We start from the raw sequence: 26,851 nt of genomic DNA on the forward strand, positions 1-26,851 counted from the left end.
GAACCCCCGTCTGACCAGGTCAGCGGGGGTCATGAACCCGAGGGTTCCGGTAGGCCCTGTGGGACTCGAACCCACAACCAATGGATTAAAAGTCCACTGCTCTGCCAATTGAGCTAAGGGCCCTTGGCGATGTTGCCCCCACGAGCATAGCGGGATGTGGGCGCGTCTTTGATCGGGTATCGGCGAGGGGCACCCGGACGTGTTCCGTGAAAAACGCGGGAGGGCCCGCACGACGGGGGTCGTGCGGGCCCTCCCGGGTCGGTCCGGTGCGCCGGGATCAGCCGTTGCGCTTCCAGCGCGGCTTCTCCTCGCGGCGGACGAAGGAGCCGCCACCGCGGTGGTCGTCACGGCGGCCGTACGGGCGGTCGTGGGAGGCGCCGGAACGGAAACCGGGGCGGTCGCCGCCCTGGCGGTCACGGAAGCCGGGGCGGTCGCCCTGGCGGTCACGGTTGAACGGACGGTCGCTGCCGCGGTGGCCGCCACGCTCGTCGCGGCGGAAGCCGCCACGGTCACCGCCACGGTCGCCGTCGCGGTTGAACCCACCGCGGTCGTCACGGCGTTCGAAGGAGCGGCCACCGCGGTCACGGTCACGGTCGAAGGAACGGTCACCACGGTCACCGCGGTCGCCGCGGTCGTCGCGGCGGAAGCCGCCACGGTCACCGCCACGGTCGCCGTCGCGGTTGAACCCACCGCGGTCGTCACGGCGTTCGAAGGAGCGGCCACCGCGGTCGTCACGGCGGAAGCCCCCACGGTCACCGCCACGGTCACCGCGGTCGTCGCGACGGAAGCCGCCACGGTCACCGCGGTCGTCACGGCGGAAACCGCCACGGTCGCCGCCACGGTCCCTGTCGCGGTTGAACCCGCCGCGGTCGCCGTCACGGCGTTCGAAGGAACGGCCGCCGCGGTCGCCGCGGTCACCCCGGTCGTCACGGCGGAAACCGTCCCGGCGCTCGGGGCGCTCGAAGCGCTCCGTGTCACGCGCGGTCGGCTGCTCCGGCAGCGAGACCTCGGTCTGGGCCTGGACCGCCGCCTCGGTGGCCGCCTCGGCGACCGCCGTCTCCGGGTCCTCGCCCCGCTCACGGGCGGCCCTGGCGACCAGCCGGTCCGCCTCGCCACGCAGTTCGGACGCGCGGCGCTGCGCCCGCTCCAGCTCCTTGGTGAGCTGAGCGACCTCACGCTCCGCCTGCTGCGCCGCGTTGCCCGCCGATTCCGCCTGGACCTCGGTCATCGACCGGGCCCCGGTGATCTCGGCGACCTCCGGGTCGAAGGCCGCGCCGCCCTGGATGATGTGGCGCGTGGCGTCCACGCCCGCGTCCTCCATCAGCCGGAAGATCTGGCGCCGCTGGTGCGGCAGCGAGAGGGAGACCACGGTGCCGGTACGGCCCGCGCGCGCCGTGCGGCCGGCCCGGTGCAGGTAGTCCTTGTGGTCACCGGCCGGGTCGACGTTCAGCACCAGGTCGATGCCGTCGACGTGGATACCGCGCGCGGCGACGTCCGTGGCGACCAGGACGTTGACGTAGCCGTCCTTGAAGTCGGCCAGCGTCCGCGTCCGCGCGCCCTGCGTCATGCCGCCGTGCAGCGCCTCGGCCTTCGCACCCGCCTCGCGCAGCTGGTCGGCGACACGGTCCGCGCCCAGCTGGGTGCGGACGAAGATGATGGTGCGGCCCTTGCGGGAAGCGATGGCCGCGATGACCGGCGCCTTGTCCTTCGGCTTCACGACCAGGATGTGGTGCGACATGGTCGTGACGGCACCCTGGGCGGCGTCGACCTCGTGACTGACCGGGTCCTTCAGGTACCGGTCGACGAGGGTCTTGATCTCGTTCTCCATCGTCGCGGAGAACAGCATCCGCTGACCGCCCGCCGGAACCTGGTCCAGCAGCTCCGTCACCTCGGGCAGGAAGCCCAGGTCGGACATCTGGTCGGCCTCGTCGATGACGGCGATCTGCACGTTCTCCAGGGAGCACGCGCCACGGTTGATGATGTCGCGCAGCCGGCCGGGCGTGGCGACGAGGATGTCGACACCGCGCTCGAGGGCGTAGATCTGGTTGCCCATGGAGGTGCCGCCGCAGACGACCTTCATGCGCAGGCCGACGACGTCGCCGTAGGGCTGGAGCGCGTCGGCCACCTGCATGGCCAGCTCACGGGTGGGCGTCAGGATGACGGCCCGCGGCTTGTGCTTCTCGGTCCGGCCGCCGGCCAGCGTGGCCAGCGTCGGCAGACCGAAGGAGAGGGTCTTGCCGGAGCCGGTACGGCCCCGGCCGAGGATGTCCTTGCCGGCCAGGGCGTCCGGGATGGTCGCCGCCTGGATCGGGAAGGGGCTGGTCACGCCGTTCTGCGCGAGCTTGCGCACGACGCCCTCGGGAAGACCGAGGTCGGCGAAGGTGAGCTCGGGGGTGTCGGGGGTGTCGTCGGTGACGGTGTCGTCGGTGACATCGGTGACGGTGACATCGGTGACGGTGTCAGCGGCGACGTCGGTGATGACAGCGGTGATGTCGGTGTCCACCGAGCTCCCTGCGTCCTCAGGGGTCACAGGGGTCTCGGGCAGGACGACGTGATCAGTACTGGCGATGGGCATACGAATGCGAAACCTTCCGGAGTCTCTTCGGCACGCGCCCGTCAACTCCGTGATTCGCAATTCGCAATATGACCGCCTCGATGCGGTCCACCACGGTAAGGGGAGAGTACGCGCCACACGGCGCGCTCTGCAGTGGCGCCGGGCAAATAGGATCAAACGATCTGCCACCATACGCACCCTCCCCCACCGAAAGCAAACCGATCCCCCCTCACTCCACAGACCCGCAGGTCAGCAGAGTGAAGGCCAATCGGCCCACGCATCGACAGGACGGCAGGGCAAGTGCGCATACCGGCGAGGAAACACTGGAGAAGCCGCTACACCGGCACCCCCGCTTCCGGCGCCGGCTCCCGCCGCGCCAACTGGGGCTCCGGCGGCTCGTCCGCCGTCGAGGACGGCTCCGCGACCGTCGGCTCCGGTGTGACCGACGGCTCCGGTGGCGGGGGTGCGGGCTCCGGGTCCGACGGCCGGCTCGGCTCCGGCGGATCGGGCCGGCCGTCGGGCGTCGCCGGCTCCGTCGGCCTGCCCGGCCGCCCGGTGTCGTCCGGCGCCGGATCGCTCATCCCCGCGGAGGGCGACGCCTCGGCCGAGGCCGACGCCCCCGCCTCGCCCGTCTCACGCTTGCCCTTCCCACCCTGGCCCGCACGGCCCCCGCGCTCGCCCTCGGCCGCCGCGCCGCCCTGGCCGTCCGCACCTCCCGGCCCCGGCGGCAGCCCTCCGTCGGGCGCCGCGCCACCCGGCCGTCCGGCGGAATGCGACGGCTTGGCGGCCCCGCCCGCCCCGTCCTCACCGATACTCATACAACCGGCGGCGGCGGCGACGGCCACGACGGTGACGGCCAGGCGGACAGGTACGTACAAGGGGCGCACGAGGCCACCTCCGGTTGCGATGCTGGGTCGACGTGTCCAACTCCAGCCGCCCGCAAGAGGACACGCCAACGACGCACCAGTGACAGACCGGTGACCTACCCGTAGCCGAGGGCGTGCAGTCGGGCATCGTCGATCCCGAAATGATGCGCGATCTCGTGCACCACCGTGATCTCCGCCTCCGCGACGACGTCCTCCCGGGACTCGCACATCCGCAGGGTCGGCCCCCGGTAGATGGTGATCCGGTCCGGCAGCACGCCGGCGTACCACTCGCCCCGTTCCGTCAACGGAGTTCCCTCGTACAGCCCCAGCAGCTCGGGATCGTCCGCCGGGGGCTCGTCCTCGACGAACACCGCGACGTTGTCCATCAGCCTCGTCAGCTCCGGCGGAATCCGGTCGAGTGCCTCGGCCACCAGCTCCTCGAACTCCCCACGCGTCATCTCCAGCACACCGCCATTGTCAGCCATGACCCGTCCGTACGAGCGCCGTCGGACACCCCGCATATCGAGTACTCCGTATGGGCATACGGGATCAATGGTCCGCGTCCCCTCCGCAGTCAGGAACCTCCGACACCGCTTCCCAAGGGGCCCGCGCGCCCTCAGTCGCCGCCGCTCCCGCCGCCCTGCTCCTCCCATGACGACCACCGCGCTCGCTTCCCGCCCCCGCCCCTGGAAGCGGGTCCTGGGACTCATCGCCGTCGTTCTGCTGGGCGCCTGGCTCGGCCTGCTGGTCGTGGGCAACGTCCGGGTCCCGGTCGGCCCCATGGACACGACCATGACCCTGCGCCCCTCCCTCACCGGCGGCACGAAGATCAACGTCTCCCCCCTGGGCGCCCTCGAACTCGACAGCCACAACGCCCCCGTCCGCCTCGACGTCAACGTCGACCAGCTCGACCCCGCCCGCGCCCAGGCCCTAGTCGACCACCCCGAACGCCTCTCCGGGCTCCAGGACGAAGTCACCCAGGACATCGCCCGCGGCACCGCCGACCTCGCCGTACGCTCCGTCGTCGCCGTCGTCACCGGCGCCACCGCGCTCGGCCTCATCGTCTACCGCCGGCCCCGCCGCGCCCTGGCCGCGGGCGGCCTCGCCCTCACCCTGCTGGCCGCGTCCGGCGGCACCGCGTACGCCACCTGGAACCCGGACTCCGTCCTCGAGCCGAAGTTCTCCGGGCTGCTCTCCTCCGCGCCGTCCCTGGTCGGCAACGCCCGCAGCATCGTCACCGAGTTCGACGTCTACCAAAAAGAGCTGGCCCGCCTGGTCACCAACGTGACGAAGCTCTACGACGCCACCTCCACGCTCCCCGCCTACCAGCCCGACCCGACCACCATCCGGGTCCTGCACGTCTCCGACATCCACCTCAACCCCGCGAGCTGGGCGATCATCGCCTCGCTCGTCGAGCAGTACCAGGTGGACGTCATCGTCGACTCCGGCGACACCATGGACCACGGCACCGCCGCCGAGAACGGCTTCCTCGACCCCGTCGAGGACCTCGGAGCCCCCTATGTCTGGGTCCGCGGCAACCACGATTCCCTGGTCACCCAGCGCTATCTGGAAGGCCTCAAGAACGTCCACGTCCTGGACGAGGGCCGGGCCGAAAGCATCGCGGGCCTGCGCTTCGCCGGCATCGGCGACCCCCAGTTCACCCCGGACCGGTCCAGGAAACCCGGAGCCGAGCAGTCCCAGGAACTCGCCGGCGCCCGCCTCGCCTCCGCCCTGCGCGACCAGAAGGCGGCCGGCACCCCGGTCGACGTGGCCGTCGCCCATGAACCGTCGGCGGCCCGCGAGGTCGACGGCACGGTGCCCCTCGTCCTGGCCGGGCACATCCACCGCCAGAAGACGGAGGTCATGAAGTACGGCACCCGGCTCCGCACCGAAGGCTCCACCGGGGGCAGCGGCCTGCGGGCGGTCGAGGGCGAACACCCCGACCCGATCGAGACCTCGATCCTCTACTTCGACCGCGACACACGCCGCCTCCAGGCCTGGGACGCGATCAAGCTGGGCGGCCTGGGTCTCACGACAGCCGAGGTCAGCCGCCATCTCCCGGAGGAGAACCAGCCGGGCGCGACGCCGTCCGGGTCCTCCTCCGAGTCCCCCTCCGAACCCCCGACCCAGTCCCCGTCCCGGCCTCCCTCGACAAGCGCCCCGTAAACCGTTTTGGCGATCGCTCCCGCCATCCCATATGCTTCTCACGTCCCCGACGCGCTGAGAGGCGCCCAGGCGGGCCGATAGCCCTCATCGTCTAGCGGCCTAGGACGCCGCCCTTTCAAGGCGGTAGCACGGGTTCGAATCCCGTTGGGGGCACGCACCACCCTGTGCGACACTGTCGTACGAAGCTTGGTCCTGTGGAGCAGTTAGGAGTGCTCGCCACCCTGTCAAGGTGGAGGCCGCGGGTTCAAATCCCGTCAGGACCGCTGAGGTTTCACGTGAAACCTCGTGGCTGGGTAGCTCAGTTGGTACGAGCGATCGCCTGAAAAGCGATAGGTCGCCGGTTCGACCCCGGCCCCAGCCACAACAACACCCCCTCCGGGTTTCCGGAGGGGGTGTTCGCGTGCGCCGCACCGCCAAAACTGTTGGCCACAAAATTCTCGATGATGAGATCCTGGTTCCCGTATGTCCACGCAACCTGTCTCCGCTTCCGCGTCCCCCTCCGACGCCCCCTCTTCCAGTGCCGCTTCATCCGGTGCCCCCGCTTCCGGTGCCCCCTCCTTCGGCGCCCTCGCCTCCCGCCTGACCGAGCTCTCACTGCGCGATGCGCAGCGGCTCGGGCGCAGGCTCGAAGGCGCACGCAAGATCCGCAAGCCGGAGGCCCGGACCGCCGTGCTCGACGAGATCGAGGCGGAGGTCGCGAAGGCCGAGGAGCGGATGGCCGAGCGGCGTGCACGTGTTCCGGCGATCACGTATCCGGAGCAGTTGCCGGTCAGCCAGAGGAAGGACACGATCGCCGAGGCCATTCGCGATCACCAGGTGGTGATCGTCGCGGGCGAGACGGGTTCCGGCAAGACCACGCAGATTCCGAAGATCTGTATGGAGCTGGGCCGGGGCGTCCGCGGGATGATCGGGCACACGCAGCCCCGCCGGATCGCCGCCCGCACGGTGGCGGAGCGTGTCGCCGAGGAACTGGACACTCCGCTCGGGGAGGCCGTCGGCTGGAAGGTGCGGTTCACCGACCAGGTGAGTCCGGACTCCACCTTCGTGAAGCTGATGACCGACGGCATCCTGCTCGCCGAGATCCAGACGGACCGGGAGCTGCGCGCCTACGACACGATCATCATCGACGAGGCCCACGAGCGGTCGCTGAACATCGACTTCCTGCTGGGGTATCTCGCCCAGCTGCTGCCGCGGCGCCCGGACCTGAAGGTCGTCATCACCTCGGCGACCATCGACCCGGAGCGGTTCTCCCGGCATTTCGGCGACGCTCCGATCATCGAGGTCAGCGGTCGTACGTATCCCGTCGAGGTGCGGTACCGGCCGCTGCTCGAGGAGGACTCGCAGGACGCCGACCGTGACCAGGTCACCGCGATCACGGACGCGGTCGAGGAGCTGATGGCCGAGGGCCCGGGCGACATCCTGGTCTTCCTCTCCGGTGAGCGGGAGATCCGGGACACGGCGGACGCGCTGACGAAGAAGCAGTACAGGTTCACCGAGGTGCTGCCGCTGTACGCGCGGCTCTCGCACGCCGAGCAGCACCGTGTCTTCCAGCAGCACAGCGGCCGCAGGATCGTTCTCGCGACCAACGTGGCGGAGACGTCACTGACGGTGCCGGGCATCAAGTACGTCATCGACCCGGGCTTCGCCCGTATCTCCCGGTACAGCCACCGGACCAAGGTGCAGCGGCTGCCGATCGAGCCGGTGTCGCAGGCCAGCGCCAATCAGCGCAAGGGCCGCTGCGGGCGCACGTCGGACGGTATCTGCATCCGGCTGTACAGCGAGGACGACTTCGACGCCCGCCCGGAGTTCACGGACGCGGAGATCCTGCGCACGAACCTGGCGTCGGTCATCCTGCAGATGACGGCGGCGGGTCTGGGCGACATCGAGAAGTTCCCGTTCATCGATCCGCCGGACCACCGGAACATCCGGGACGGCGTGCAGTTGTTGCAGGAGCTCAACGCGCTGGACCCGGCGCAGAAGGACCCCCGCAAGCGGCTGACGGAGACCGGGCGGAAGCTGGCCCAGCTTCCGGTCGACCCGCGGCTGGCGCGCATGGTGCTGGAGGCGGACCGCAACGGCTGTGTCCGCGAGGTGATGGTGATCGCGGCGGCGCTGTCCATCCAGGACCCGCGTGAGCGGCCGGCCGACAAGCAGACCCAGGCGGACCAGCAGCATGCCCGGTTCCGGGACGAGACCAGTGACTTCCTCGCCTATCTGAACCTGTGGCGCTATGTGCGCGAGCAGCAGAAGGAGCGCGGCTCGTCGTCCTTCCGGCGCATGTGCAAGCAGGAGTATCTGAACTTCCTGCGGATCCGTGAGTGGCAGGACATCTACACGCAGTTGCGCACGGTCGCCAAGCAGATGGGCATCCACCTCAACGAGGAGGACGCGCCCGGGGACCGCATCCATGTCTCGCTGCTCGCGGGTCTGCTCTCCCACATCGGGATGAAGGACGTGAAGGAGTCGAAGGACTCCGGTGCGGCCGGGCGCAAGGACGGAAGCGGGCGCAAGGACGGCGGCGGGCGCAACGAGTACCTGGGAGCGCGCAACGCCAAGTTCGCGATCTTCCCCGGTTCGGCGTTGTTCAAGAAGCCGCCGCGGTTCGTGATGTCGGCGGAACTCGTCGAGACGTCCCGGCTGTGGGCCCGGGTCAACGCGAAGATCGAGCCGGAGTGGGTCGAGCCGCTCGCCGGGCATCTGCTGAAGCGCACGTACAGCGAACCGCACTGGGAGAAGGACCAGGCCGCGGTGATGGCGTACGAGAAGGTCACGCTGTACGGCGTCCCGATCGTCGCCCACCGCAAGGTGAACTACGGCCGGATCGACGCCGAGGTGTCGCGCGAGTTGTTCATCCGCCATGCCCTGGTCGAGGGCGACTGGCGCACGCACCACAAGTTCTTCGCGGACAACCGCAGGCTGCTCACCGAGGTCGAGGAGCTGGAGCACCGGGCGCGGCGCCGGAACATCCTGGTCGACGACGAGACCCTGTTCGACTTCTACGACCAGCGGGTTCCCGAGCACGTCGTGTCGGGGGCCCACTTCGACTCGTGGTGGAAGCGCAAGCGGCACGAGCAGCCGGACTTCCTCGACTTCGAGCGCGAGATGCTCATCCGTGAGTCGGCGGAGGCCGTCACCAAGGCCGACTATCCGGATTCCTGGCGGCAGGGTGCCCTCACGTTCCGGGTGACGTACCAGTTCGAGCCGGGTGCGGACGCGGACGGGGTGACGGTCCATGTTCCGCTCCAGGTGCTGAACCAGGTCACGGAGGAGGGCTTCGACTGGCAGATCCCGGGTCTGCGGGAGGAGGTCGTCACGGAGCTGATCCGTTCCCTCCCCAAGCCGATCCGCCGCAACTACGTGCCGGCGCCGAACTACGCGAAGGCGTTCCTGGAGAGAGCGGTTCCTCTGCAGGAGCCGCTGACCACGACGATGGCGCGTGAGCTGAGGCGCATGGTCGGGGTGCCCTTCGACGCGGACGACTTCGACTGGTCCAAGGTCCCCGACCATTTGAAGGTCACGTTCCGGATCGTCGACGAGCGTCGTCGCAAGCTCGACGAGGACAAGGACCTCGAAGCGCTCCGGCTCCGACTCAAGCCGAAGGCCCGCCAGGCGCTCTCGCGGGCGGCGGCCGCCACGGCCGAACGCCGGGGTGGCGAGTCCCTGGAGCGTACGGGGCTGACCGACTGGACCGTCGGCACACTGACCCGCGTCTTCGAGACACGGCGGGCCGGTCAGCCGGTGAAGGCGTTCCCGGCACTGGTCGACGACGGCGACACGGTCTCCGTACGGCTCTTCGACACGGAGGCGGAGCAGCAGCCGGCGATGTGGAAGGGCACGCGTCGGCTGATCCTGCGCAACATCCTGGTGAGTCCCGCGAAGTTCGCATCCGAAAAGTTGACGAACCCCCAGAAGCTCGCTCTGTCGGCGAATCCACACGGTTCGATCCAGGCGCTGTTCGACGACTGCGCGATGGCGGCGGCGGACCGGCTGATCGCGGACTTCGGTGGGCCCGTGTGGGACGAGGAGTCGTATCGCAAGCTGTACGACAAGGTGCGCGCGGAGATCGTGGACACGACCGTCCGCGCGGTGGGTCAGGTGCAGCAGGTACTTGCCGCCTGGCAGGCGTGTGAGCGCCGGCTGAAGAGCGTGCGCAGCCCCGCGCTGCTGGCGAACCTCCAGGATGTGCGGGGCCAGTTGGACGCCCTGGTGAAGCCGGGGTTCGTGACGGAGACGGGGTTGCGGCGGCTGCCGGACCTGATGCGGTACCTGGTGGCCGTGGACCGTCGTCTGCAGCAGATGCCGACGAACGTCCAGCGGGACACGACCCGCATGGAGAAGGTCCGGGAGATGCGGGACGAGTACGCCTGGCTGCTGGAGCAGATGCCGCAGGGGCGGCCGGTGCCGCAGCAGGTGCTGGACATCCGCTGGATGATCGAGGAGCTCCGGGTCAGCTATTTCGCCCACGCGCTGGGCACGGCGTACCCGGTGTCGGACAAGCGGATCGTGAAGGCGATCGACGCCGCCGTTCCGTGACCGAAGCGGCACGCAGGGTGAATTCGACCAGCGGGCCACCACTCCTGTACAGTCTCTTTTCGCAGCGCAAGACGGTAATCGCGCCGCGAAACCTGGTCCTGTGGAGCAGTTAGGAGTGCTCGCCACCCTGTCAAGGTGGAGGCCGCGGGTTCAAATCCCGTCAGGACCGCTTTCCCGAAGGGGCCCGCACCATATGGTGCGGGCCCCTTCGTCATGAGGCGACCAGGCCCCGACAGAGGCCGCGCCCGCGGCGGCAGCCGCCGTCGAACACGGCAAATCCCGTCAGGACCACCTCCACCAAGAAGCCCGCACCATACGTGCGGGCCCTTTCGCCCCACCCGAGACCAGGCCGCGCCCGCGGCCGCTGTCGTGGTGAGGCCCTTCTCACCAGGTTTCGCCGTCGCCCCCTCCCGCGCATCCCCCTCGCCGGTGTTGCGGTTCATCGCCCGAAGGCCCTCACCGGCGGCGTGAGGGCCTTTCAGGCGGTCCTGCGTGTTCGAGGACCCCGCGCCCCGCGCCGAGCGCCTCTGAGGCTTCCCGACGGAACACCCTGCGCCTTGACGGGGCGGCATTCCCTGGGTACCCCGGACAGCAGGGCAGGCCGCTCTCCGTGCGGCCCTCTGGAGGTGGCACATGGCCGCATCGGCCAGGCACGAAACGCGGGCGTTACTCCGCGCGCACCTGTCGGCCGCGTCGTCGTTCGGGGGGCATCTCACCCGCCACTGTCCTGTCTGCCACCGCCTGTTGCGGCTGGCGATGGACTCCGCTCCCCACGACTCCACCCCCCGCCCCGCCGAACACGCGGAATCCGCCGAAGGCACCGAAAGCGCCGAGAGCGCCGAGAGCGCCGAAGGCACAGAGCGGCCACCGGAGCCCGTCGAGGGCGAGGGCGCCGCGACCGCCTAGCCGACCGCCCGGACCACCACCTCGCCCGGCACCCCGGCCACCCAGTTGCCGGGCCCCGCCGCCGAGTTGCTCGCCCCGCCCCCAACGCCCGTCCCCTTTAGCGCATATGCCGGTGGCTCAACAACCCAGTCGGTATGTGACGGGTGTCACCACATGAGTTTTGGAATGTGCGGTACTTACTCCCGTCCTACGCCAAGTCAATTTAATATGTGCAATTGCACTACCCTCAGGGGCCCGCACCAGCCTCCGCACAGATGGCCTCACAGTCGCTCCCGGAGTCGGACAAGCTCGCGCACGAAGCACCCGTCGCCCCACCCGGCCGGCCTTTCCGGGACCGCAACCAGCGCCGATCACCGAGCGTTCACGCCGACCGGCCGGCGGCCCACCGCACAAAAAAATCGCGCTGGACTCGGCGGAGTCCAGCGCGATCGACGACGCACCCTGTGCAGCTGCCGGGAAAGTTGCGTCCGGCGTGGGAGAGGGGCCTGTTGGGGCAGTCCCCGTGTCGTGTGGAGCTGTGGTTCCGGACGCCTCGACCAGTTGGGGGACCAGCCGGTTTGTCCGGGTTATTCAGTTGTTCAGGCCTCGCTGCGCTGCTGCGGAATGCCCGCGAGCAGGGCGCGGACCTCAGCTTCGCGGTAGCGGCGGTGCCCGCCGAGCGTGCGGATCGACGTGAGCTTGCCGGCCTTCGCCCAACGCGTGACCGTCTTCGGGTCCACGCGGAACATGGTGGCGACCTCAGCCGGGGTCAACAGCGGCTCGGCATCAGGGGTGCGAGCGGTCATGAGCGGCCTCCTCGGGAGAACCGAACCTTCTCGGTTCTTTCCTCTAAATTCTGCACCTTGACCCGCGTTGCCCGAAATGGTGGACGCGGGTCGAGTCGGTTATAGGACGAACGGCTTGTCCTCGGCACTACAACTACACCATCCGTCCAGCCGCGTCGGCCAAACCGATGGAATTGCCCTCCCAGGTGTTCATCAGCCGCGGAAGCCGATGGACCATGCCATAGCGGACAGTCACTCGCTTGTGACGATCAGTCACAGGCGAGATCAGGAGTCACTCGACCCCCCAAAGCGTGCAATGCCGAGATTCCGCCCATAGCCGAGCACAGCAGGACGGAGGAGCCCTCCCGGACTCCTTGTCCTATTTTGGCACGAGGGGGTACAAGGGGCGCAAGGCCCGCGTACGTGCGGTCCGTCACGCTTGACCCGCTTGGGACATACGCCCGGATCGGCATCTACGTCCGTTGTCGGGTTCGGGCTGACGACACCTCAGGGCGACGACAAAACCCCAAGAAGGGCGTTTGGTCAAACGCCCGTTCGTCACCTCGGCCGTGCGGCGGGCGTCAGTTGGCCGACCGCAGATCCCGTACGGAACGCCACCGCTCCACCAGTCGCCCGTAGGCCTCCCCCGCGGCCACCCCGTCGCCGCGGCGCAGGGCCGCGATCCCCTCGGCCACGTCGGCCGCCGAGTGGTCGCCCTCCAGGACGCCGGCCGGCAGGGCGTGCACCAGGCCGCCGTAGTCCAGCTCGACCAGTGAGCGCGGATGGAACTCCTCCAGCCAGCGCCCGACGTCCACCAGGCCGTCGATCAGCGGCCCTCCGTCCATGGTGTCCTTCAGTGCCCGCAACCCGCGCGCCACCCGTCGCCGCGCCTCGACCATGGGCGTCCGGTAGCGCAGTACGGGAGCCCCGGTGGAACCCTCCTCGGCGCACCCCTTGTCGTACTCGCGCTCCTCGTCCGAGACCAGTACGAACCAGTTGATCGGCACCTGCCAGGTCGCCGTGCGGATCCACGGCCTGGCGTCGGGGTGGGCGGTCAGCCAGCGCTCGTAGTCCTCGGCGGCCTGGCGTCGCACGAACGGGGGCAGGAGCGCGTCCAGGACGGGCAGGGGAAATTCCTCGGCGAGTTCGCCCAGGGCCTGCCAGCCGCGCAGCCGGGTGCGCCAGGGGCAGACGCAGACCACTCCGTCGACCTCCAGCACGAACGCGTCGTCGCTCTCCCGCACCGGAACCGGGACCGGTGGGGTGGGTACGACGTCGGCCAGGGCCCGGCGGAGTTCGTCCTGGTAGGAGGGGAGGTCGGTGCGGCGGGCGTAGCGGGCCCAGTGACCGCGCTCCGGTTCCGGGAAGGCGGCCAGTGGTTCGTACACGCGCAGATAGGTCGCGTAGGGGACGACCACCGAGGAGACCTTGGGCACGCCTGCTCCCTCCCCCGCGCACCGGCGTGAAAACCTGCGGGCCCGCTCACGCGCGCGCGGGTGACGCGGGCACACGGGCAATCCAGGCAAATGGTCGCACGGCGGCACCCCGGGAGTGACCACGAGAACGTGATCCTGGACACGGCGCCGCTCTCGGCCACGGCAGGGCCTAATCTCGTGCTCACAGCCTCCGCAGGCTCCCCCATCGCCACAAGCGGCGGGGGAGCTTTCGGGATCTGCGCCCACCCGCCGCTACTTACTCAGGAGTCACCACCGTGACCGACGTATCTGACGGCGTCCTGCACACCCTGTTCCGTTCGGACCAGGGCGGTCACGAGCAAGTCGTGCTCTGCCAGGACCGTGCAAGTGGCCTCAAGGCCGTCATCGCCCTCCACTCCACCGCCCTGGGCCCCGCCCTCGGCGGTACGCGCTTCTACCCGTACGCGACCGAGGAGCAGGCCGTCGCCGACGCGCTGAACCTCGCCCGCGGGATGTCGTACAAGAACGCCATGGCCGGTCTCGACCACGGCGGCGGCAAGGCAGTGATCATCGGGGATCCCGAGACGGTCAAGACCGAGGAGCTGCTGCTCGCCTACGGCCGGTTCGTCGCCTCACTGGGCGGCCGGTACGTCACCGCCTGTGACGTCGGCACCTACGTCGCGGACATGGACGTCGTGGCCCGCGAGTGCCGCTGGACCACGGGCCGCTCCCCGGAGAACGGCGGCGCGGGCGACTCCTCGGTGCTCACCTCCTTCGGTGTCTACCAGGGCATGCGGGCCGCCGCCCAGCATCTGTGGGGCGACCCCTCGCTGCGCGACCGCAAGGTCGGCATCGCGGGCGTCGGCAAGGTCGGCCACCACCTGGTGGAACACCTGCGCAAGGAGGGCGCGGAGGTCCTGGTCACCGACGTGCGCGAGGACGCCGTGCGGCGGGTCCTGGACCGGCACCCGCAGGGCGTCACGGCCGTCGCCGACACCGCGGCGCTGATCCGGACCGAGGGGCTGGACGTGTACGCCCCCTGCGCACTGGGTGGTGCGCTGAACGACGACAGCGTGCCGGTGCTGACCGCCAAGGTGGTCTGCGGCGCCGCCAACAACCAGCTCGCCCACCCGGGTGTGGAGAAGGACCTCGCCGACCGCGGGATCCTCTACGCGCCGGACTACGTGGTGAACGCCGGCGGTGTCATCCAGGTCGCCGACGAGCTGCACGGCTTCGACTTCGACCGGTGCAGAGCGAAGGCTGCGAAGATCTTCGACACCACGCTCGCGATCTTCGCACGTGCGAAGGCCGACGGGATTCCGCCGGCCGCGGCGGCCGACCGGATCGCCGAGCAGCGGATGGCGGAGGCCCGCGCGGCACGCGCGGCCCGCTGAGTCGGGCTGCGGAAACGCAGGCGGAAGCACGGACGGAAACGCAGCCAGGACCGCAGACGGAAACGTAGATCAAGAACGTAGATCAAGAACGTGGACAGGAACGCGGATGCGGGACGGGGGCGGGGGCGGGCCGGCGGGTCCGCCCCCGCCCCCGGTCCGGACGCTGTTCGTACGTTTGGCCGGTACCCGCGGCGGGGCACTTCGAGAGAACTCTCACTTCTTCCGGCGGGTCGGCCCTCGACAAGTGCTTGAAATCGCAGTTGACCTGCGAGAACAGGGTGCCGTAAGGGTCACGGAAGGGGGCACGTCATGCGGGCGACGTACCGTATGGGCGTGGGCTCAGGTACCGTGGGAGCCCTACGGACCGGCCTCTCCACGGAGAGTCCGTTCCGGACTATGAACGCGTGTCAAGACTCTGGGGCCGTCGAGCCCCGTCGTTGAGGGGGTCGAGCCATGGGGCGCGGCCGGGCCAAGGCCAAGCAGACAAAGGTCGCCCGCCAGCTGAAGTACAACAGCGGCGGGACGGACCTCGCACGTCTGGCCGAGGAGCTGGGTGCATCGCCTTCGAACACATCACCGAATGTCAACGGTGACCCGATCGAGGACGATGAGCAGGACGACGACCTGTACGCACGGTACGCCGACCTCTATGAGGACGACGACGAGGACGAGGACGGCCAGTCCCCTCCCCAACGTCGTGGCGCTTGACCTTGCACTGATTCATCAGCCCGGTCGGTGACTCCGGTCACCGACCGGGTTCTGTGCTACCCGCACGTCCCGGACTCCGGGCGCGGCCCGGTGGTACCGGGTCCACTGGCCCCGGTCCGCCGGTCCGCGTGGTGAGTCACCGTGCTCGGCCTGCTGCTCGGCGTGCTCGTCCCGCATCAGCTCGCGTAGTCACCCACCAGTGCCGCTCCCGTGGTGTGCTCGCCGCGGTCGGTGATCTCGCCGGCCACCCAGGCGTCCACACCACGGTCGGCCAGCGTGGTCAGCGCCGCGTCCGTGGACTCCTCCGGCACGATCGCGATCATGCCGACGCCCATGTTGAGGGTGCGCTCCAGCTCCAGGCGTTCGACCGAACCGGTCCGTCCGACGAGGTCGAAGATCGGGGCCGGGCTCCAGGTGGAGCGGTCCACGACCGCGTGCAGCCCGTCCGGGACGACGCGGGCCAGGTTGGCCGCGAGGCCGCCGCCGGTGACGTGGCTGAAGGCGTGCACCTCGGTGGTGCGGATCAGGGTCAGGCAGTCCAGCGAGTAGATCCGGGTGGGCTCCAGGAGCTCCTCCCCGAGAGTGCGGCCCAGCTCGTCGATCCGGCTCTCCAGAGCGAGCCCGGCCTGGTTCAGCAGGACGTGCCGGACCAGCGAGTACCCGTTCGAGTGGAGCCCGGAGGCGGCCATGGCGACGACCCGGTCACCCTTGCGGATGCGGTCCGGACCGAGCTGCCGGTCTGCCTCCACGACGCCCGTACCGGCGCCCGCGACGTCGAAGTCGTCCTCGCCCAGCAGGCCGGGGTGTTCTGCCGTCTCCCCGCCGACCAGGGCGCAGCCGGCCAGCACACAGCCTTCGGCGATGCCCTTGACGATGGCGGCGACCCGCTCGGGGTGGACCTTGCCGACACAGATGTAGTCGGTCATGAACAGCGGCTCGGCACCGCACACCACGATGTCGTCCATCACCATGGCGACCAGGTCGTGTCCGATGGTGTCGTAGACGCCCATGCGGCGGGCGATGTCGACCTTGGTGCCGACGCCGTCCGTGGCGGAGGCGAGCAGGGGACGCTCGTACCTCTTCAGGGCGGAGGCGTCGAAGAGCCCGGCGAAACCGCCGAGGCCGCCGAGGACCTCGGGGCGCCTCGCCTTCTTCACCCATTCCTTCATCAGCTCGACCGCTCGGTCGCCCGCGTCGATGTCGACGCCCGCGGTCCTGTACGACGCCGCCGCGTGGCCGGCGCCAGTGTTCTCAGACATGACTGGGAGAGCCTTCGTCTCGTTACGGCAGGGCAGGGGGTTACGGGCGGCGGATCGCGTCGAGCGCGGCCGGTGCGGCCGTACCGGCGGCCAGCTCCGACTCCAGGAGCTGCTTGCCGAGGAGCTCCGGATCGGGCAGCTCCATCGGGTACTCGCCGTCGAAGCAGGCGCGGCACAGGTTCGGCTTGGCGATGGTCGTCGCCTCGATCATGCCGTCGATGGAGATGTACGCCAGGGAGTCGGCGCCGAGCGAGGTGCCGATCTCTTCGACGGACATGCCGTTGGCGATCAGCTCGGCGCGGGTCGCGAAGTCGATGCCGAAGAAGCACGGCCACTTCACGGGCGGCGAGGAGATCCGGATGTGGATCTCGGCGGCGCCCGCCTCGCGGAGCATGCGGACCAGGGCGCGCTGGGTGTTGCCGCGCACGATCGAGTCGTCGACGACGACCAGGCGCTTGCCCTTGATGACGTCCTTGAGCGGGTTCAGCTTCAGGCGGATGCCGAGCTGGCGGATGGTCTGCGAGGGCTGGATGAACGTCCGGCCGACGTACGCGTTCTTGACCAGTCCGTTGCCGAAGGGGATGCCGGAGGCCTCCGCGTAGCCGATGGCGGCCGGGGTGCCGGACTCCGGGGTCGCTATCACCAGGTCGGCCTCGGCGGGCGCCTCCTTGGCGAGGCGGCGGCCCATCTCGACGCGCGAGAGGTAGACGTTCCGGCCGGCGATGTCGGTGTCCGGGCGGGCCAGGTACACGTACTCGAAGACACAGCCCTTGGGCTTCGCTTCCGCGAATCGGGAAGAGCGCAGTCCGTTCTGGTCGATGGCGACGAACTCGCCGGGCTCGATCTCGCGGACAAAGCTGGCGCCGCAGATGTCGAGGGCGGCGGACTCGGAGGCGACGACCCAGCCGCGCTCGAGCCGGCCGAGGACCAGCGGGCGGATGCCCTGCGGGTCGCGGGCGGCGTACAGCGTGTTCTCGTCCATGAAGACGAGGCTGAAGGCGCCCTTGGCCTGCGGAAGGACCACGTGCGCGGCCTGCTCCACGGTCACCGGTTCGCCGTCGGCGGCGCGCTGGCCGGCCAGCAGGGCGGTTATCAGGTCGGTGTCGTTGGTGGCCGCCACCTTCGGGGCGCGGCCGTTCTCCTTGGGCAGCTCGGCCACCAGCTCGGCGAGCTCGGCCGTGTTGACCAGGTTGCCGTTGTGGCCGAGCGCGATCGACCCGTGCGCGGTGGCACGGAACGTCGGCTGGGCGTTCTCCCACACGGAGGCGCCGGTGGTCGAGTAGCGGGCGTGACCGACCGCGATATGACCCTGGAGCGAACCGAGCGAGGTCTCGTCGAAGACCTGGGAAACCAGGCCCATGTCCTTGAAGACGAGGATCTGGGAGCCGTTGCTGACCGCGATACCCGCGGACTCCTGGCCCCGATGCTGGAGGGCGTAGAGCCCGAAGTACGTGAGCTTGGCGACCTCTTCGCCCGGAGCCCAGACACCGAAGACGCCGCAGGCGTCCTGGGGGCCCTTCTCTCCGGGGAGCAGGTCGTGGTTGAGTCGTCCGTCACCACGTGGCACGCCACCGAGTGTAGGCGAGGTCGAGTGCTGGTCCGAATTGGGTACACCACCTCAGCCCCGGATCACGTGGGGGCGAAGAATTCGACGGACGGACCGTTCTCCCTGGTCAGCGTCATGCTCCGGTGATCGACCCGATAGCTGAGCGTGGTGTCGAAAAACCGCAGCAGCCGCTTCTCGGTCTTCATGAGTGAGTCTTCGCACACCATTCGGGTCGTGGTGGGCGTGCCGACGGTGATATGGCCGTCGCGGACGGTGGCGTCGGCGTTCACCTTGTTGCAGCCGAGGCTTCCGGAGACGGTGCCATCCTCCTCGTCGAAGGTGAGGTGGGCGTGGCTCTCGGAGTCGGGGGTGGTGATCTTCCACTTCGTGCCGTGCAGGGGGGTGTCCGCGTCGCCCTCGCTGAGACGGACGGTGGTGCCGTCGTCGGCGGTGAGGGTCAGCCGGTCGTCGTTCACCCGGGCCTTCAGAGCGCCTTCCTTGAGGGCGCGGGCGAGGGTGCGCTCGAAGGTGCTGCGCGGCTCGTCGTCACAGGCCATCAGGGTGGTGTCGATGCTGAACCGGACCCGGTCTCCGTCGAAGCCGGTCTCACCGCGGAAGTAGTTGCAGGCGTACCGGCCGCTGGTCCGGCCGTCGTCCTCGATGGTGATGTGTGAGTCGACGGGGGCGCGGAGGGTGGTGCCGTTCGCGGTGATGCTGTCGACGTTCCAGCGGAAGCCGGCGAGGGACCGCTCCGCCGCGCCCGTCGTCGCACCGACCGCGCTCGCCCGCCCGGCGTCCGCTCCCGCGCCTGCCTGCTCACCGCCACAGGCCGCCACGAAGGGGACGGAGAGGGCGGCGGTGGCCGCCGCGAGAGCGGTGCGCCTTTTGTGCCGGTTGTTCCTTTGTGTGTACATGCCGCTTCGACGGAGACGGGGTACTTCCGGTTCCCCTCACGTCGACCGCCGTCACCTCACGTCATCAGTGGCAGGTACGGTCCCAGGTCCGCCCGCTCCCCGCTCGCGCTCACCTTGGCGTCGGCCACCGCGTCCTGCCACACCGTGCGCCCGGTGGCCAGGCGGATCCAGGTCAGCGGGTCGGTCTCGACGACGTGGGGCGGGGTGCCCCGGGTGTGCCGCGGCCCCGCCACGCACTGCACGACCGCGTACGGCGGGATGCGCACCTCCGTCGAGCCGCCGGGCGCCTTCGCCGCGAGCGTGTCGGCCAGCAGCCGGGTGCAGGCGGCGAGGGCCTGGCGGTCGTGGGGGACGTCGAGGCCGGGCACGGCGGCGTTGAGGTCGTCGGCGTGGACGACGAGCTCGACGGTGCGGGTGACCAGGTAGTCGGTGAGGTTCATGGCCCCGGGGCGCAGGGCGAGCACGCGGGTGGGCGGGGCGGCGTCGAGGTCCCGGGTCAGGTCCTCCGCAGTGCGGGTGAACAGGGCGTCGAGGTCGGGGGTCGCCTCGGCGAGCACCCGGGAGCCCTCGGCGACGGCACCGGCGTGGGCGGCGGTCGCGGCGGGGTAGTCCAGCAGTGCCAGCTCGGGCTTCGCCGGTTCGTCCCGCTCCAGGGCCCGGCTGACGCTCCCGACGGCCAGGGCGAGGTGCGCGAGCAGGTCCCGTACGGTCCAGTCGCCGAGACGGGTGGGCAGGGCGAGGTGGAGCGCGTCCAGGGTGCGTACCGCCTGCCGTACGTTCCCGAACTGGGCCAGGACGGCGGTGCGGGTCTTGGCGGGGTCGTAGGAGCGGGTGCGCTTCTTGGCCGGGGGCATGGGGGCAGCCTAGGAGGTGCGCTGCGAGGTCGCGGCGGGCACCTCGAACACCTCGCCGCCCCGGGGGACGCCGATGCCGCGCCAGGTGAACGGGACACCGCGCGCGGTGTCCGGGTCGGGGCCGTCCATCAGCTGGAAGTGCAGGTGCGGCTCCGAGGAGTTGCCCGAGTTGCCGCAGCGGGCGAGCACCTGTCCGGCCCGCACCCGGTCGCCCTCGCGGACGGCGAACGAACCGCGCCGCCCGTGCGCGTAGGCGGCGAAGGTGCCGTCCCCGAGGTCCAGCACGAGATGGTTGCCCAGGATGCGGTGGACTCCGGCCATCTCGCGCACCGAGCCCTCGACGAGCATCAGGTACAGCAGCCCGGGCAGCGAGGCACGGCTGAGGTGGTCGCGCTGCCCGTCGGACACGCGGACGACCGTGGCGTCGGCGACCGCGCGCAGGGGAGCGCCGAACGCGGGGAAGGCGCCGGGACGTCGGGCGAGCGGCCACAGCGGGGAGAAGGCGGGACGGGCGCCCGGCGCGGGTTCGGCGACGATGTCGATGGCGAACGTCTGACCGTAGGCGTGGGTGCCGTGGCTCGGGGTGCGGTCGGCGGGGCTGTTCAGCGCGGACCAGCGGCCGGTCACGGGCGGGTCGACCTCGACCGGTTCACGCGCGAGGCGCGGGTGGTCCGGGGCGCCGCCGCCCCACCGGTTGACCACGGTGATCAGGACGTAGGCCAGGGCCAGCGGCAGCAGGTTCCACAGGATCGGGTAGTCCCAGCCGAGGCAGATGTGGGCGGTCACCAGGGTGATGAAGCCCAGTTGCAGCCCTCGGAAGGTGATCATGGCGAGCTTGCGTGCGGACATGGTTCCCCCTGGTCGTCTCGGGTGCGGCACAGGCCCGGTCAGGGCCGCGCCGCGGACAGCAGCACCAGCAGCGGTACGACCCGGCCCGCCGGTACCTCGTGGCGGCCCCGGCCTGCGGTGTGGAGCCAGCCGGCGCCGGTGAGCTGGCGCAGGTGGTGGTAGATCTGACCGGTCGTGCCGACCCCGTCCAGCTCGGCGAGTTCGGCGGCGGTGCGGCGGCCGCCGAGGATCTCGCGGAGCAGCCGCAGCCGTACCGGGTGACCGAGGGCGGCGAGCGACTCGGCGGCGGCGGGCCAGTCGTCGTTCAGCAGTCCCTCGGTGAGCGCGCCGTGCTGCCACTCGTACTGCTCGCCGGTCGGCAGCCGGACCGCGCCGGTGAACAGCACGCCTCCGTCGGCCGCCGTCAGCTCGGCCAGCTGGTTCTTCAGGCCGTCCAGGGCCCAGAAGTCGCCCTCGCCCAGACGGGGAGCGCCGCGGCGCTCCGCCTCCAGTTCCGTCAGCCGGCGTTCGAGGTCGGCGACGCGCTCTTCGAGTTCCACGGCTTTGAGATTACGTAACTACGTAATTCCGTGCAAGCCCCGGTCGGCCTCCGCGAACGACGAAGCCCCCGACCGGTGGACCGGGCGGGGGCTTCGTACGGGAGACCCGAAGGCGAAGGCCGAAGATCAGGCCAGCAGGGCCGGGATCGTCTCCTCGTGGACCGTGCGCAGTTCCTCGAGGGTGAGCGCGAACTCGCCCTGGAGGTCCACCGTGTCCCCGTCGACGACTCCGATGCGGGTCGCCGGGAGGCCGCGTACGCCGCACATGTCGGTGAAGCGGACCTCCTCCGAACGCGGCACGGCGACGACGGCGCGGCCGGCCGACTCGGAGAACAGGAAGGTGAACGCGTCGAGCCCGTCCGGTACGACCAGACGCGCGCCCTTGCCGCCGAGCAGCGCCGACTCGACCACGGCCTGGATCAGACCGCCGTCGGACAGGTCGTGCGCGGAGTCGATCATGCCGTCGCGGGAGGCGGAGATCAGGATCTCGCCGAGCAGGCGCTCCCGGTCGAGGTCGACCTGCGGGGGCAGGCCGCCGAGGTGGTCGTGGACGACCTGGGACCAGGCCGAGCCGCCGAACTCCTCACGGGTGTCGCCGAGGAGGTAGATCAGCTGCCCCTCCTCCTGGAAGGCGACCGGCGTACGCCGCGCCACGTCGTCGATGACGCCGAGGACCGCGACCACCGGGGTCGGGTGGATGGCGGCCTCGCCGGTCTGGTTGTAGAGCGAGACGTTGCCGCCGGTCACCGGGGTGCCGAGCTGCAGACAACCGTCGGCCAGACCGCGCACGGCCTCCGCGAACTGCCACATGACCGCGGGGTCCTCCGGCGAGCCGAAGTTCAGGCAGTCGGAGACGGCGAGCGGCTTGGCACCGGTCGTCGCCACGTTGCGGTAGGCCTCCGCCAGGGCCAGCTGCGCCCCCGCGTACGGGTCGAGCTTGGCGTACCGGCCGTTGCCGTCGGTGGCGATGGCGACGCCGAGGCCGGTCTTCTCGTCGACGCGGATCATGCCGGCGTCCTCGGGCTGGGCGAGGACCGTGTTGCCCTGTACGAAGTGGTCGTACTGCCGGGTGATCCACTCCTTGGAGGCCTGGTTGGGCGAGCCCACCAGCTTCAGGACCTGGTCCTTCAGCTCGTCGGACGTCTGCGGCCGGGGCAGCTTGTTCGCGTCGTCGGCCTGGAGCGCGTCCTGCCAGTCGGGGCGGGCGTAGGGGCGCTCGTAGACCGGGCCGTCGTGGGCGACGGTGCGCGGGTCGACGTCGACGATCTTGCCGCCGTGCCAGAAGATCTCCAGCCGGTCGCCGTCGGTCACCTCACCGATGACGGTGGCGATGACGTCCCACTTCTCGCAGATCTCGAGGAAGCGGTCGACCTTCTCCGGTTCGACGACCGCGCACATGCGCTCCTGCGACTCGCTCATGAGGATCTCCTCGGGCGAGAGCGTGGAGTCGCGCAGCGGTACGTCGTCGAGGACGACGCGCATGCCGCCGGAGCCGTTGGAGGCCAGCTCGGACGTGGCACAGGACAGACCGGCCGCGCCGAGGTCCTGGATGCCGACGACCAGCTTCTCCTTGAAGGCCTCCAGGGTGCACTCGATGAGGAGCTTCTCCTGGAAGGGGTCGCCGACCTGGACGGCGGGACGCTTCGACGGCTTGGCGTCGTCGAAGGTCTCGGAGGCGAGGATCGAGGCGCCGCCGATGCCGTCGCCGCCGGTCCTGGCGCCGTACAGGATGACCTTGTTGCCGGGCCCGGAGGCCTTGGCGAGGTGGATGTCCTCGTGCCGCATGACGCCGATGGCACCGGCGTTGACCAGCGGGTTGCCCTGGTAGCAGGCGTCGAAGACGACCTCGCCGCCGATGTTGGGCAGGCCGAGGCAGTTGCCGTAGCCGCCGATGCCGGCGACGACGCCGGGCAGCACGCGCTTGGTGTCGGGGTGGTCGGCGGCGCCGAAGCGCAGCGGGTCCACGACGGCGACCGGGCGGGCGCCCATCGCGATGATGTCGCGGACGATGCCGCCCACGCCGGTGGCCGCGCCCTGGTAGGGCTCGACGTACGACGGGTGGTTGTGCGACTCGACCTTGAAGGTGACCGCGTAGCCCTGGCCGACGTCGACGACCCCGGCGTTCTCGCCGATGCCGACGAGCATCACGTCGGACTCGGGGGCCTTCTCGCCGAACTGGCGGAGGTGGACCTTGGAGGACTTGTACGAGCAGTGCTCGGACCACATCACCGAGTACATGGCGAGCTCGGCGCCGGTCGGGCGGCGGCCGAGGATCTCCACCACCCGCTCGTACTCGTCCTTCTTGAGGCCGAGTTCGGCCCAGGGCAGCTCGACGTCGGGGGTCTTCGCCGCGTGCTCGACCGTGTCCAGAGGCGTCCGGCTCATGCGTTGACCAGCTTCTTGAGGATCGAGGTGAAGAACGGGAGGCCGTCGGTGCGACCGGTGCCGATCAGTGACTCGACGGCGTGCTCGGGGTGCGGCATCAGACCGACGACGTTGCCCGCCGCGTTGGTGATGCCGGCGATGTCGTTGAGCGAGCCGTTGGGGTTGAAGTCGAGGTACCGGAAGGCGACGCGGCCCTCGGCCTCCAGCTCGTCCAGCGTGTACTGGTCGGCGACGTAGCGGCCGTCCATGTTCTTCAGCGGGATGTGGATCTCCTGGCCGGCCGTGTAGTCGGTGGTCCAGGCGGTCTCCGCGTTCTCCACCCGCAGCTTCTGGTCACGGCAGATGAAGTGCAGGTGGTCGTTGCCCAGCATGCCGCCGGGGAGCAGGTGCGCCTCGGTGAGGATCTGGAAGCCGTTGCAGATGCCGAGGACCGGCAGTCCCGCCTTCGCCTGCTCGATGACGGTGTCCATCACCGGCGAGAAACGGGCGATGGCCCCGGCGCGCAGGTAGTCGCCGTAGGAGAATCCGCCGCACAGCACGACCGCGTCGACCTGCTTGAGGTCCTTGTCCTTGTGCCAGAGCGCCACGGGTTCGGCGCCCGCGAGCCGGATCGCGCGCTGCGAGTCCCGGTCGTCGAGGCTGCCGGGGAAAGTGACGACGCCAATACGAGCGGTCACTTCACGGCCTCCGAGACTTCCTCGACCCTGACGGTGAAGTCCTCGATCACGGTGTTGGCGAGGAAGGATTCCGCAAGATCATGAATGCGGGCGAGCGCGGCCTCGTCGACCGGCCCGTCAACTTCCAGTTCGAATCGCTTTCCCTGACGGACGTCCGAGATCCCCTCGAAACCCAGCCGCGGCAGTGCGCGCTGCACCGCCTGGCCCTGGGGGTCGAGGATCTCCGGCTTGAGCATGACGTCGACTACGACGCGTGCCACTGGCACTCCCGGTGTGTGGTGCTGAGCAGGTCCCTTCAGACTACCCGCACAAAATTTCTACGCGAGTAGAGTTGGAGGAATCTACGTGACCCCGATCACGATTCGGCGTCGCGGGGAGGTGCCCGGGAAAAGATCCGGGAAAGATCCGCGATCTGTCACGTATCGCTATTGCGCACCGGACACGCGGGAAGATTTAGTCGAGCTTCACAATGCATTGCCGAGCACTGTACAAATGAATTGTCATTAGCAGATGGTTTGCCCGTTTACAGGCGGACGCCGACATCTCCGCGACACCCGGGGCGTCCTCACCGACGTCACCACAGAGGCGTCGCACGAAGGGACCGATTATTCGTGGCGCAGAAGGTCGTGGTCACTCTCTTTGACGACATCGACGGCTCGGAAGCGGCGGAAACGATCGCCTTCGGACTCGACGGCAAGTCGTACGAGATCGATCTGAACGAAGCCAACGCCGGCGACCTGCGGAAGGCGCTCGCACCCTACGTGCAGGCCGGCCGCAAGCGCTCCCGCTCGGGCCGGACGTACCGGCAGACGGAGGTCGCCCCCGCTCCGGCGGCCGTGCGCGCCTGGGCGCTGTCGAACCAGATGGACGTCCCCGCGCGCGGACGGATCCCCAAGCGGATCTACGAGGCGTTCGCCGCGGCGCAGTGAGGCGGGCACGGCGGGACGGGTGTGACGGGGCGCGCGGTGCGGCGGGGTGCGCCCCGATCATCCGGGTCCCGGCCATCCGGGTCCCGGCCATCCGGCCCCCGAGGCAGCCGACTTGCACAACACCCCCGTTGATCAGCTAGAGTCTGGAGCACACCGCGAGGCCAGGCCGAAAGGCCCAGCTCACGGAGTACATGCGGGTGTAGTTCAGTAGTAGAACATCCCCCTTCCAGGGGGAAGGCGCAGTGTGCAATTCCTGTCACCCGCTCTGCGTAGTCGTACCGATCGGCGCATTCGATCAGGTAGGCTGGTGCTCGCACCGATCGGTGAAAGCCGGTCGGGGGCAATGCGGACGTAGCTCAGCTGGTAGAGCGCAACCTTGCCAAGGTTGAGGTCGCGAGTTCGAACCTCGTCGTCCGCTCGGGAATCAGACCCCGGTCCATCGGACCGGGGTCTTTTCGTGCTGCCGTGACCCTCTCGGTGCCCGTGCGAGACGGCCCGGCGGCGTTCTGACATTTGTCACGCCCAGTGGTGACAGCCCGCACGGCCGCCTGGCCGATTGATCCTGAATGATCAAAGCATGCAAGGAAACGAACATGAACACGTGATCGAGGTCACTGACCTGCGCCGTGTGTACGGGGGCGGGTTCGAGGCCGTACGCGGGATCGACTTCTCCGTACGGCGCGGGGAGGTCTTCGCGCTGCTGGGCACCAACGGCGCGGGCAAGACCTCCACCGTCGAACTGCTGGAGGGCCTCGCGGTGCCGACCGGCGGTCAGGTCAGGATCTTCGGTCACGACCCGTACACCGACCGCGCCGTGGTGCGGCCTCGCACCGGTGTGATGCTCCAGGAAGGCGGCTTCCCCTCCGACCTGACCGTCATGGAGACCGCGCGGATGTGGGCCGGCACCGTGAGCGGGGCCCGTCCTCCGCAGGAGGTGCTGCCGCTGGTCGGACTGGCCGGGAAGGACGACGTACGGGTCAAGCAGTTGTCCGGGGGTGAGCGGCGCCGCCTCGACCTGGCCCTCGCGCTGCTCGGCGACCCCGAGGTGCTGTTCCTCGACGAGCCGACGACCGGCCTGGACGCCGAAGGGCGCCGCGACACCTGGCGTTTGGTGCGGGCCCTGCGCGACAACGGCACGACCGTGCTGCTGACCACCCACTACCTCGAGGAGGCCGAGGCACTGGCCGACCGTCTCGCGATCATGCACAAGGGGCGCATCGCCACCACCGGCACCCCCGCCGAGGTGACCGCCGCGCAGCCGTCGCGGATCACCTTCGAACTGCCCCACGGCTACTTCCCCGGTGACCTGCCGCCGCTCGACGGCCTGGGCGTGACCGGGCACGAACTGGACGGACGGATCATCCGGCTGCACACCCGTGAGCTGCAACGGGCGGCCACGGGTCTGCTGGTGTGGGCCGAGCGGACCGGTGTGGAACTGAAGGGGCTGGATGTGCGCTCGGCGTCGCTGGAGGAGGCGTTCCTGGGCATAGCCCGGGAAGCCTCCGCGCGCGAAACCCTCGAGCAGGGGGAGAGCAACACCACGGGAAAGGAGTACGCGGCATGAGCGGGACGGTCAGCACGACCAAGGAGTCG

General features: G+C 69.8%; 21 protein-coding genes and 7 tRNA genes. 13 read left to right on the forward strand and 15 right to left on the reverse strand.

Annotated features, from left to right (window positions below; genetic code table 11):
• Window positions 1-50 precede the first annotated feature (50 nt).
• The 4 genes from ACVW19_RS16090 to ACVW19_RS16105 form a co-directional block, all read right to left on the reverse strand.
• Window positions 51-123, reverse strand: a tRNA-Lys gene (locus ACVW19_RS16090).
• Window positions 124-277: 154 nt separating this feature from the next.
• Entirely contained in the window at window positions 278-2,575 is a 2,298-nt protein-coding gene (locus tag ACVW19_RS16095; RefSeq protein ID WP_457460076.1) for a DEAD/DEAH box helicase, read from the reverse strand.
• Window positions 2,576-2,889: 314 nt separating this feature from the next.
• Window positions 2,890-3,372 carry a hypothetical protein gene (locus ACVW19_RS16100; protein WP_457460077.1) on the reverse strand — a complete coding sequence of 161 codons (483 nt, stop codon included), beginning with the start codon at window positions 3,370-3,372 and terminating at the stop codon, window positions 2,890-2,892.
• A 164-nt stretch (window positions 3,373-3,536) separates the two neighbouring features.
• Window positions 3,537-3,887 (reverse strand): metallopeptidase family protein, encoded by a 351-nt coding sequence (locus ACVW19_RS16105; protein ID WP_055593280.1) that lies wholly within the window; start codon window positions 3,885-3,887, stop codon window positions 3,537-3,539.
• 85 nt (window positions 3,888-3,972) lie between these two features.
• Here ACVW19_RS16105 and ACVW19_RS16110 point away from each other — a divergent pair, with 85 nt between their 5' ends.
• The 7 genes from ACVW19_RS16110 to ACVW19_RS16140 all read left to right on the forward strand — a co-directional run bounded on the left by ACVW19_RS16110 (window position 3,973) and on the right by ACVW19_RS16140 (window position 11,025).
• Window positions 3,973-5,586 (forward strand): metallophosphoesterase family protein, encoded by a 1,614-nt coding sequence (locus ACVW19_RS16110; RefSeq protein ID WP_457460078.1) that lies wholly within the window; start codon window positions 3,973-3,975, stop codon window positions 5,584-5,586.
• An 80-nt stretch (window positions 5,587-5,666) separates the two neighbouring features.
• Window positions 5,667-5,739, forward strand: a tRNA-Glu gene (locus ACVW19_RS16115).
• Window positions 5,740-5,774: 35 nt separating this feature from the next.
• A tRNA-Asp gene (locus ACVW19_RS16120) sits at window positions 5,775-5,849 on the forward strand.
• A gap of 24 nt (window positions 5,850-5,873) precedes the next feature.
• Window positions 5,874-5,947: transfer RNA gene (locus ACVW19_RS16125), tRNA-Phe, on the forward strand.
• A 101-nt stretch (window positions 5,948-6,048) separates the two neighbouring features.
• A complete protein-coding gene (gene hrpA / locus ACVW19_RS16130) occupies window positions 6,049-10,119 on the forward strand; it encodes an ATP-dependent RNA helicase HrpA (RefSeq protein ID WP_457460079.1) in 4,071 nt (1,356 codons plus the stop codon).
• A gap of 94 nt (window positions 10,120-10,213) precedes the next feature.
• A tRNA-Asp gene (locus ACVW19_RS16135) sits at window positions 10,214-10,288 on the forward strand.
• Window positions 10,289-10,752: 464 nt separating this feature from the next.
• Window positions 10,753-11,025, forward strand: coding sequence for a DUF6274 family protein (locus ACVW19_RS16140; protein WP_457460080.1), 273 nt, complete (start codon window positions 10,753-10,755; stop codon window positions 11,023-11,025).
• Window positions 11,026-11,603: 578 nt separating this feature from the next.
• Here ACVW19_RS16140 and bldC read toward each other — a convergent pair.
• Together bldC and ACVW19_RS16150 are read right to left on the reverse strand one after the other, a co-directional pair.
• The gene (bldC, locus tag ACVW19_RS16145; protein ID WP_003949541.1) at window positions 11,604-11,810 is read right to left on the reverse strand and encodes a developmental transcriptional regulator BldC; all 207 of its coding nucleotides are present in this window, start codon (window positions 11,808-11,810) and stop codon (window positions 11,604-11,606) included.
• 560 nt (window positions 11,811-12,370) lie between these two features.
• Window positions 12,371-13,225, reverse strand: a complete 855-nt coding sequence (locus tag ACVW19_RS16150; RefSeq protein ID WP_457460081.1) for a hypothetical protein — start codon at window positions 13,223-13,225, stop codon at window positions 12,371-12,373.
• Window positions 13,226-13,500: 275 nt separating this feature from the next.
• Here ACVW19_RS16150 and ACVW19_RS16155 point away from each other — a divergent pair, with 275 nt between their 5' ends.
• The gene (locus ACVW19_RS16155) at window positions 13,501-14,598 is read left to right on the forward strand and encodes a Leu/Phe/Val dehydrogenase (RefSeq protein ID WP_457460082.1); all 1,098 of its coding nucleotides are present in this window, start codon (window positions 13,501-13,503) and stop codon (window positions 14,596-14,598) included.
• A gap of 453 nt (window positions 14,599-15,051) precedes the next feature.
• Entirely contained in the window at window positions 15,052-15,306 is a 255-nt protein-coding gene (locus ACVW19_RS16160) for a DUF3073 domain-containing protein (RefSeq protein WP_457460083.1), read from the forward strand.
• A gap of 176 nt (window positions 15,307-15,482) precedes the next feature.
• On the opposite strand, the gene purM is transcribed toward ACVW19_RS16160, so the two are convergent.
• The 9 genes from purM to purS all read right to left on the reverse strand — a co-directional run bounded on the left by purM (window position 15,483) and on the right by purS (window position 24,589).
• The gene (gene purM / locus ACVW19_RS16165) at window positions 15,483-16,565 is read right to left on the reverse strand and encodes a phosphoribosylformylglycinamidine cyclo-ligase (RefSeq protein ID WP_457460084.1); all 1,083 of its coding nucleotides are present in this window, start codon (window positions 16,563-16,565) and stop codon (window positions 15,483-15,485) included.
• Between the two features lie 40 nt (window positions 16,566-16,605).
• Complete coding sequence (purF, locus tag ACVW19_RS16170; RefSeq protein WP_457460085.1) at window positions 16,606-18,132, reverse strand: amidophosphoribosyltransferase; 1,527 nt, start codon at window positions 18,130-18,132, stop codon at window positions 16,606-16,608.
• A gap of 62 nt (window positions 18,133-18,194) precedes the next feature.
• A complete protein-coding gene (locus tag ACVW19_RS16175) occupies window positions 18,195-19,025 on the reverse strand; it encodes an META domain-containing protein (protein ID WP_457460086.1) in 831 nt (276 codons plus the stop codon).
• Between the two features lie 56 nt (window positions 19,026-19,081).
• Complete coding sequence (locus ACVW19_RS16180) at window positions 19,082-19,879, reverse strand: sterol carrier family protein (RefSeq protein ID WP_457460087.1); 798 nt, start codon at window positions 19,877-19,879, stop codon at window positions 19,082-19,084.
• Window positions 19,880-19,888: 9 nt separating this feature from the next.
• Window positions 19,889-20,728, reverse strand: coding sequence for a M23 family metallopeptidase (locus ACVW19_RS16185; protein ID WP_457460088.1), 840 nt, complete (start codon window positions 20,726-20,728; stop codon window positions 19,889-19,891).
• Between the two features lie 38 nt (window positions 20,729-20,766).
• The gene (locus ACVW19_RS16190) at window positions 20,767-21,267 is read right to left on the reverse strand and encodes an ArsR/SmtB family transcription factor (RefSeq protein WP_457460089.1); all 501 of its coding nucleotides are present in this window, start codon (window positions 21,265-21,267) and stop codon (window positions 20,767-20,769) included.
• Between the two features lie 126 nt (window positions 21,268-21,393).
• On the reverse strand, window positions 21,394-23,652 hold the full coding sequence (gene purL / locus ACVW19_RS16195; protein WP_457460090.1) for a phosphoribosylformylglycinamidine synthase subunit PurL: 2,259 nt from the start codon (window positions 23,650-23,652) through the stop codon (window positions 21,394-21,396).
• A complete protein-coding gene (gene purQ / locus ACVW19_RS16200; RefSeq protein ID WP_109376449.1) occupies window positions 23,649-24,329 on the reverse strand; it encodes a phosphoribosylformylglycinamidine synthase subunit PurQ in 681 nt (226 codons plus the stop codon). The genes purL and purQ overlap by 4 nt, the downstream gene beginning before the upstream one ends.
• Window positions 24,326-24,589: a phosphoribosylformylglycinamidine synthase subunit PurS gene (gene purS / locus ACVW19_RS16205; RefSeq protein WP_202275301.1), complete on the reverse strand. Its 264-nt coding sequence runs from the start codon at window positions 24,587-24,589 to the stop codon at window positions 24,326-24,328. Before purS ends, purQ begins: the two co-directional genes overlap by 4 nt.
• 351 nt (window positions 24,590-24,940) lie before the next feature.
• Between purS and ACVW19_RS16210 the strand changes: the two genes are divergently transcribed.
• The 4 genes from ACVW19_RS16210 (at window position 24,941) to ACVW19_RS16225 (ending at window position 26,822) form a co-directional block, all read left to right on the forward strand.
• Window positions 24,941-25,258: a histone-like nucleoid-structuring protein Lsr2 gene (locus ACVW19_RS16210; protein WP_457460091.1), complete on the forward strand. Its 318-nt coding sequence runs from the start codon at window positions 24,941-24,943 to the stop codon at window positions 25,256-25,258.
• A gap of 193 nt (window positions 25,259-25,451) precedes the next feature.
• Window positions 25,452-25,523: transfer RNA gene (locus ACVW19_RS16215), tRNA-Gly, on the forward strand.
• Window positions 25,524-25,603: 80 nt separating this feature from the next.
• Window positions 25,604-25,676 (forward strand) — tRNA-Gly (locus tag ACVW19_RS16220).
• Between the two features lie 159 nt (window positions 25,677-25,835).
• Window positions 25,836-26,822 (forward strand): ABC transporter ATP-binding protein, encoded by a 987-nt coding sequence (locus ACVW19_RS16225; protein WP_457460092.1) that lies wholly within the window; start codon window positions 25,836-25,838, stop codon window positions 26,820-26,822.
• The last annotated feature ends 29 nt before the right edge of the window (window positions 26,823-26,851 follow it).

This window comes from Streptomyces sp. TE5632, from assembly GCF_054061295.1.

Bases quoted from the DNA above. Each gene is read 5' to 3' on its own strand.
- ACVW19_RS16095 (WP_457460076.1), bottom strand. From the start codon at position 2,575: ATGCCCATCGCCAGTACTGATCACGTCGTCCTGCCCGAGACCCCTGTG.
- ACVW19_RS16100 (WP_457460077.1), bottom strand. From the start codon at position 3,372: ATGAGTATCGGTGAGGACGGGGCGGGCGGGGCCGCCAAGCCGTCGCAT.
- ACVW19_RS16110 (WP_457460078.1), top strand. From the start codon at position 3,973: ATGGTCCGCGTCCCCTCCGCAGTCAGGAACCTCCGACACCGCTTCCCA.
- hrpA (WP_457460079.1), top strand. From the start codon at position 6,049: ATGTCCACGCAACCTGTCTCCGCTTCCGCGTCCCCCTCCGACGCCCCC.
- ACVW19_RS16140 (WP_457460080.1), top strand. From the start codon at position 10,753: ATGGCCGCATCGGCCAGGCACGAAACGCGGGCGTTACTCCGCGCGCAC.
- bldC (WP_003949541.1), bottom strand. From the start codon at position 11,810: ATGACCGCTCGCACCCCTGATGCCGAGCCGCTGTTGACCCCGGCTGAG.
- ACVW19_RS16160 (WP_457460083.1), top strand. From the start codon at position 15,052: ATGGGGCGCGGCCGGGCCAAGGCCAAGCAGACAAAGGTCGCCCGCCAG.
- purM (WP_457460084.1), bottom strand. From the start codon at position 16,565: ATGTCTGAGAACACTGGCGCCGGCCACGCGGCGGCGTCGTACAGGACC.
- ACVW19_RS16175 (WP_457460086.1), bottom strand. From the start codon at position 19,025: ATGTACACACAAAGGAACAACCGGCACAAAAGGCGCACCGCTCTCGCG.
- ACVW19_RS16180 (WP_457460087.1), bottom strand. From the start codon at position 19,879: ATGCCCCCGGCCAAGAAGCGCACCCGCTCCTACGACCCCGCCAAGACC.
- ACVW19_RS16185 (WP_457460088.1), bottom strand. From the start codon at position 20,728: ATGTCCGCACGCAAGCTCGCCATGATCACCTTCCGAGGGCTGCAACTG.
- purL (WP_457460090.1), bottom strand. From the start codon at position 23,652: ATGAGCCGGACGCCTCTGGACACGGTCGAGCACGCGGCGAAGACCCCC.
- ACVW19_RS16225 (WP_457460092.1), top strand. From the start codon at position 25,836: ATGCAAGGAAACGAACATGAACACGTGATCGAGGTCACTGACCTGCGC.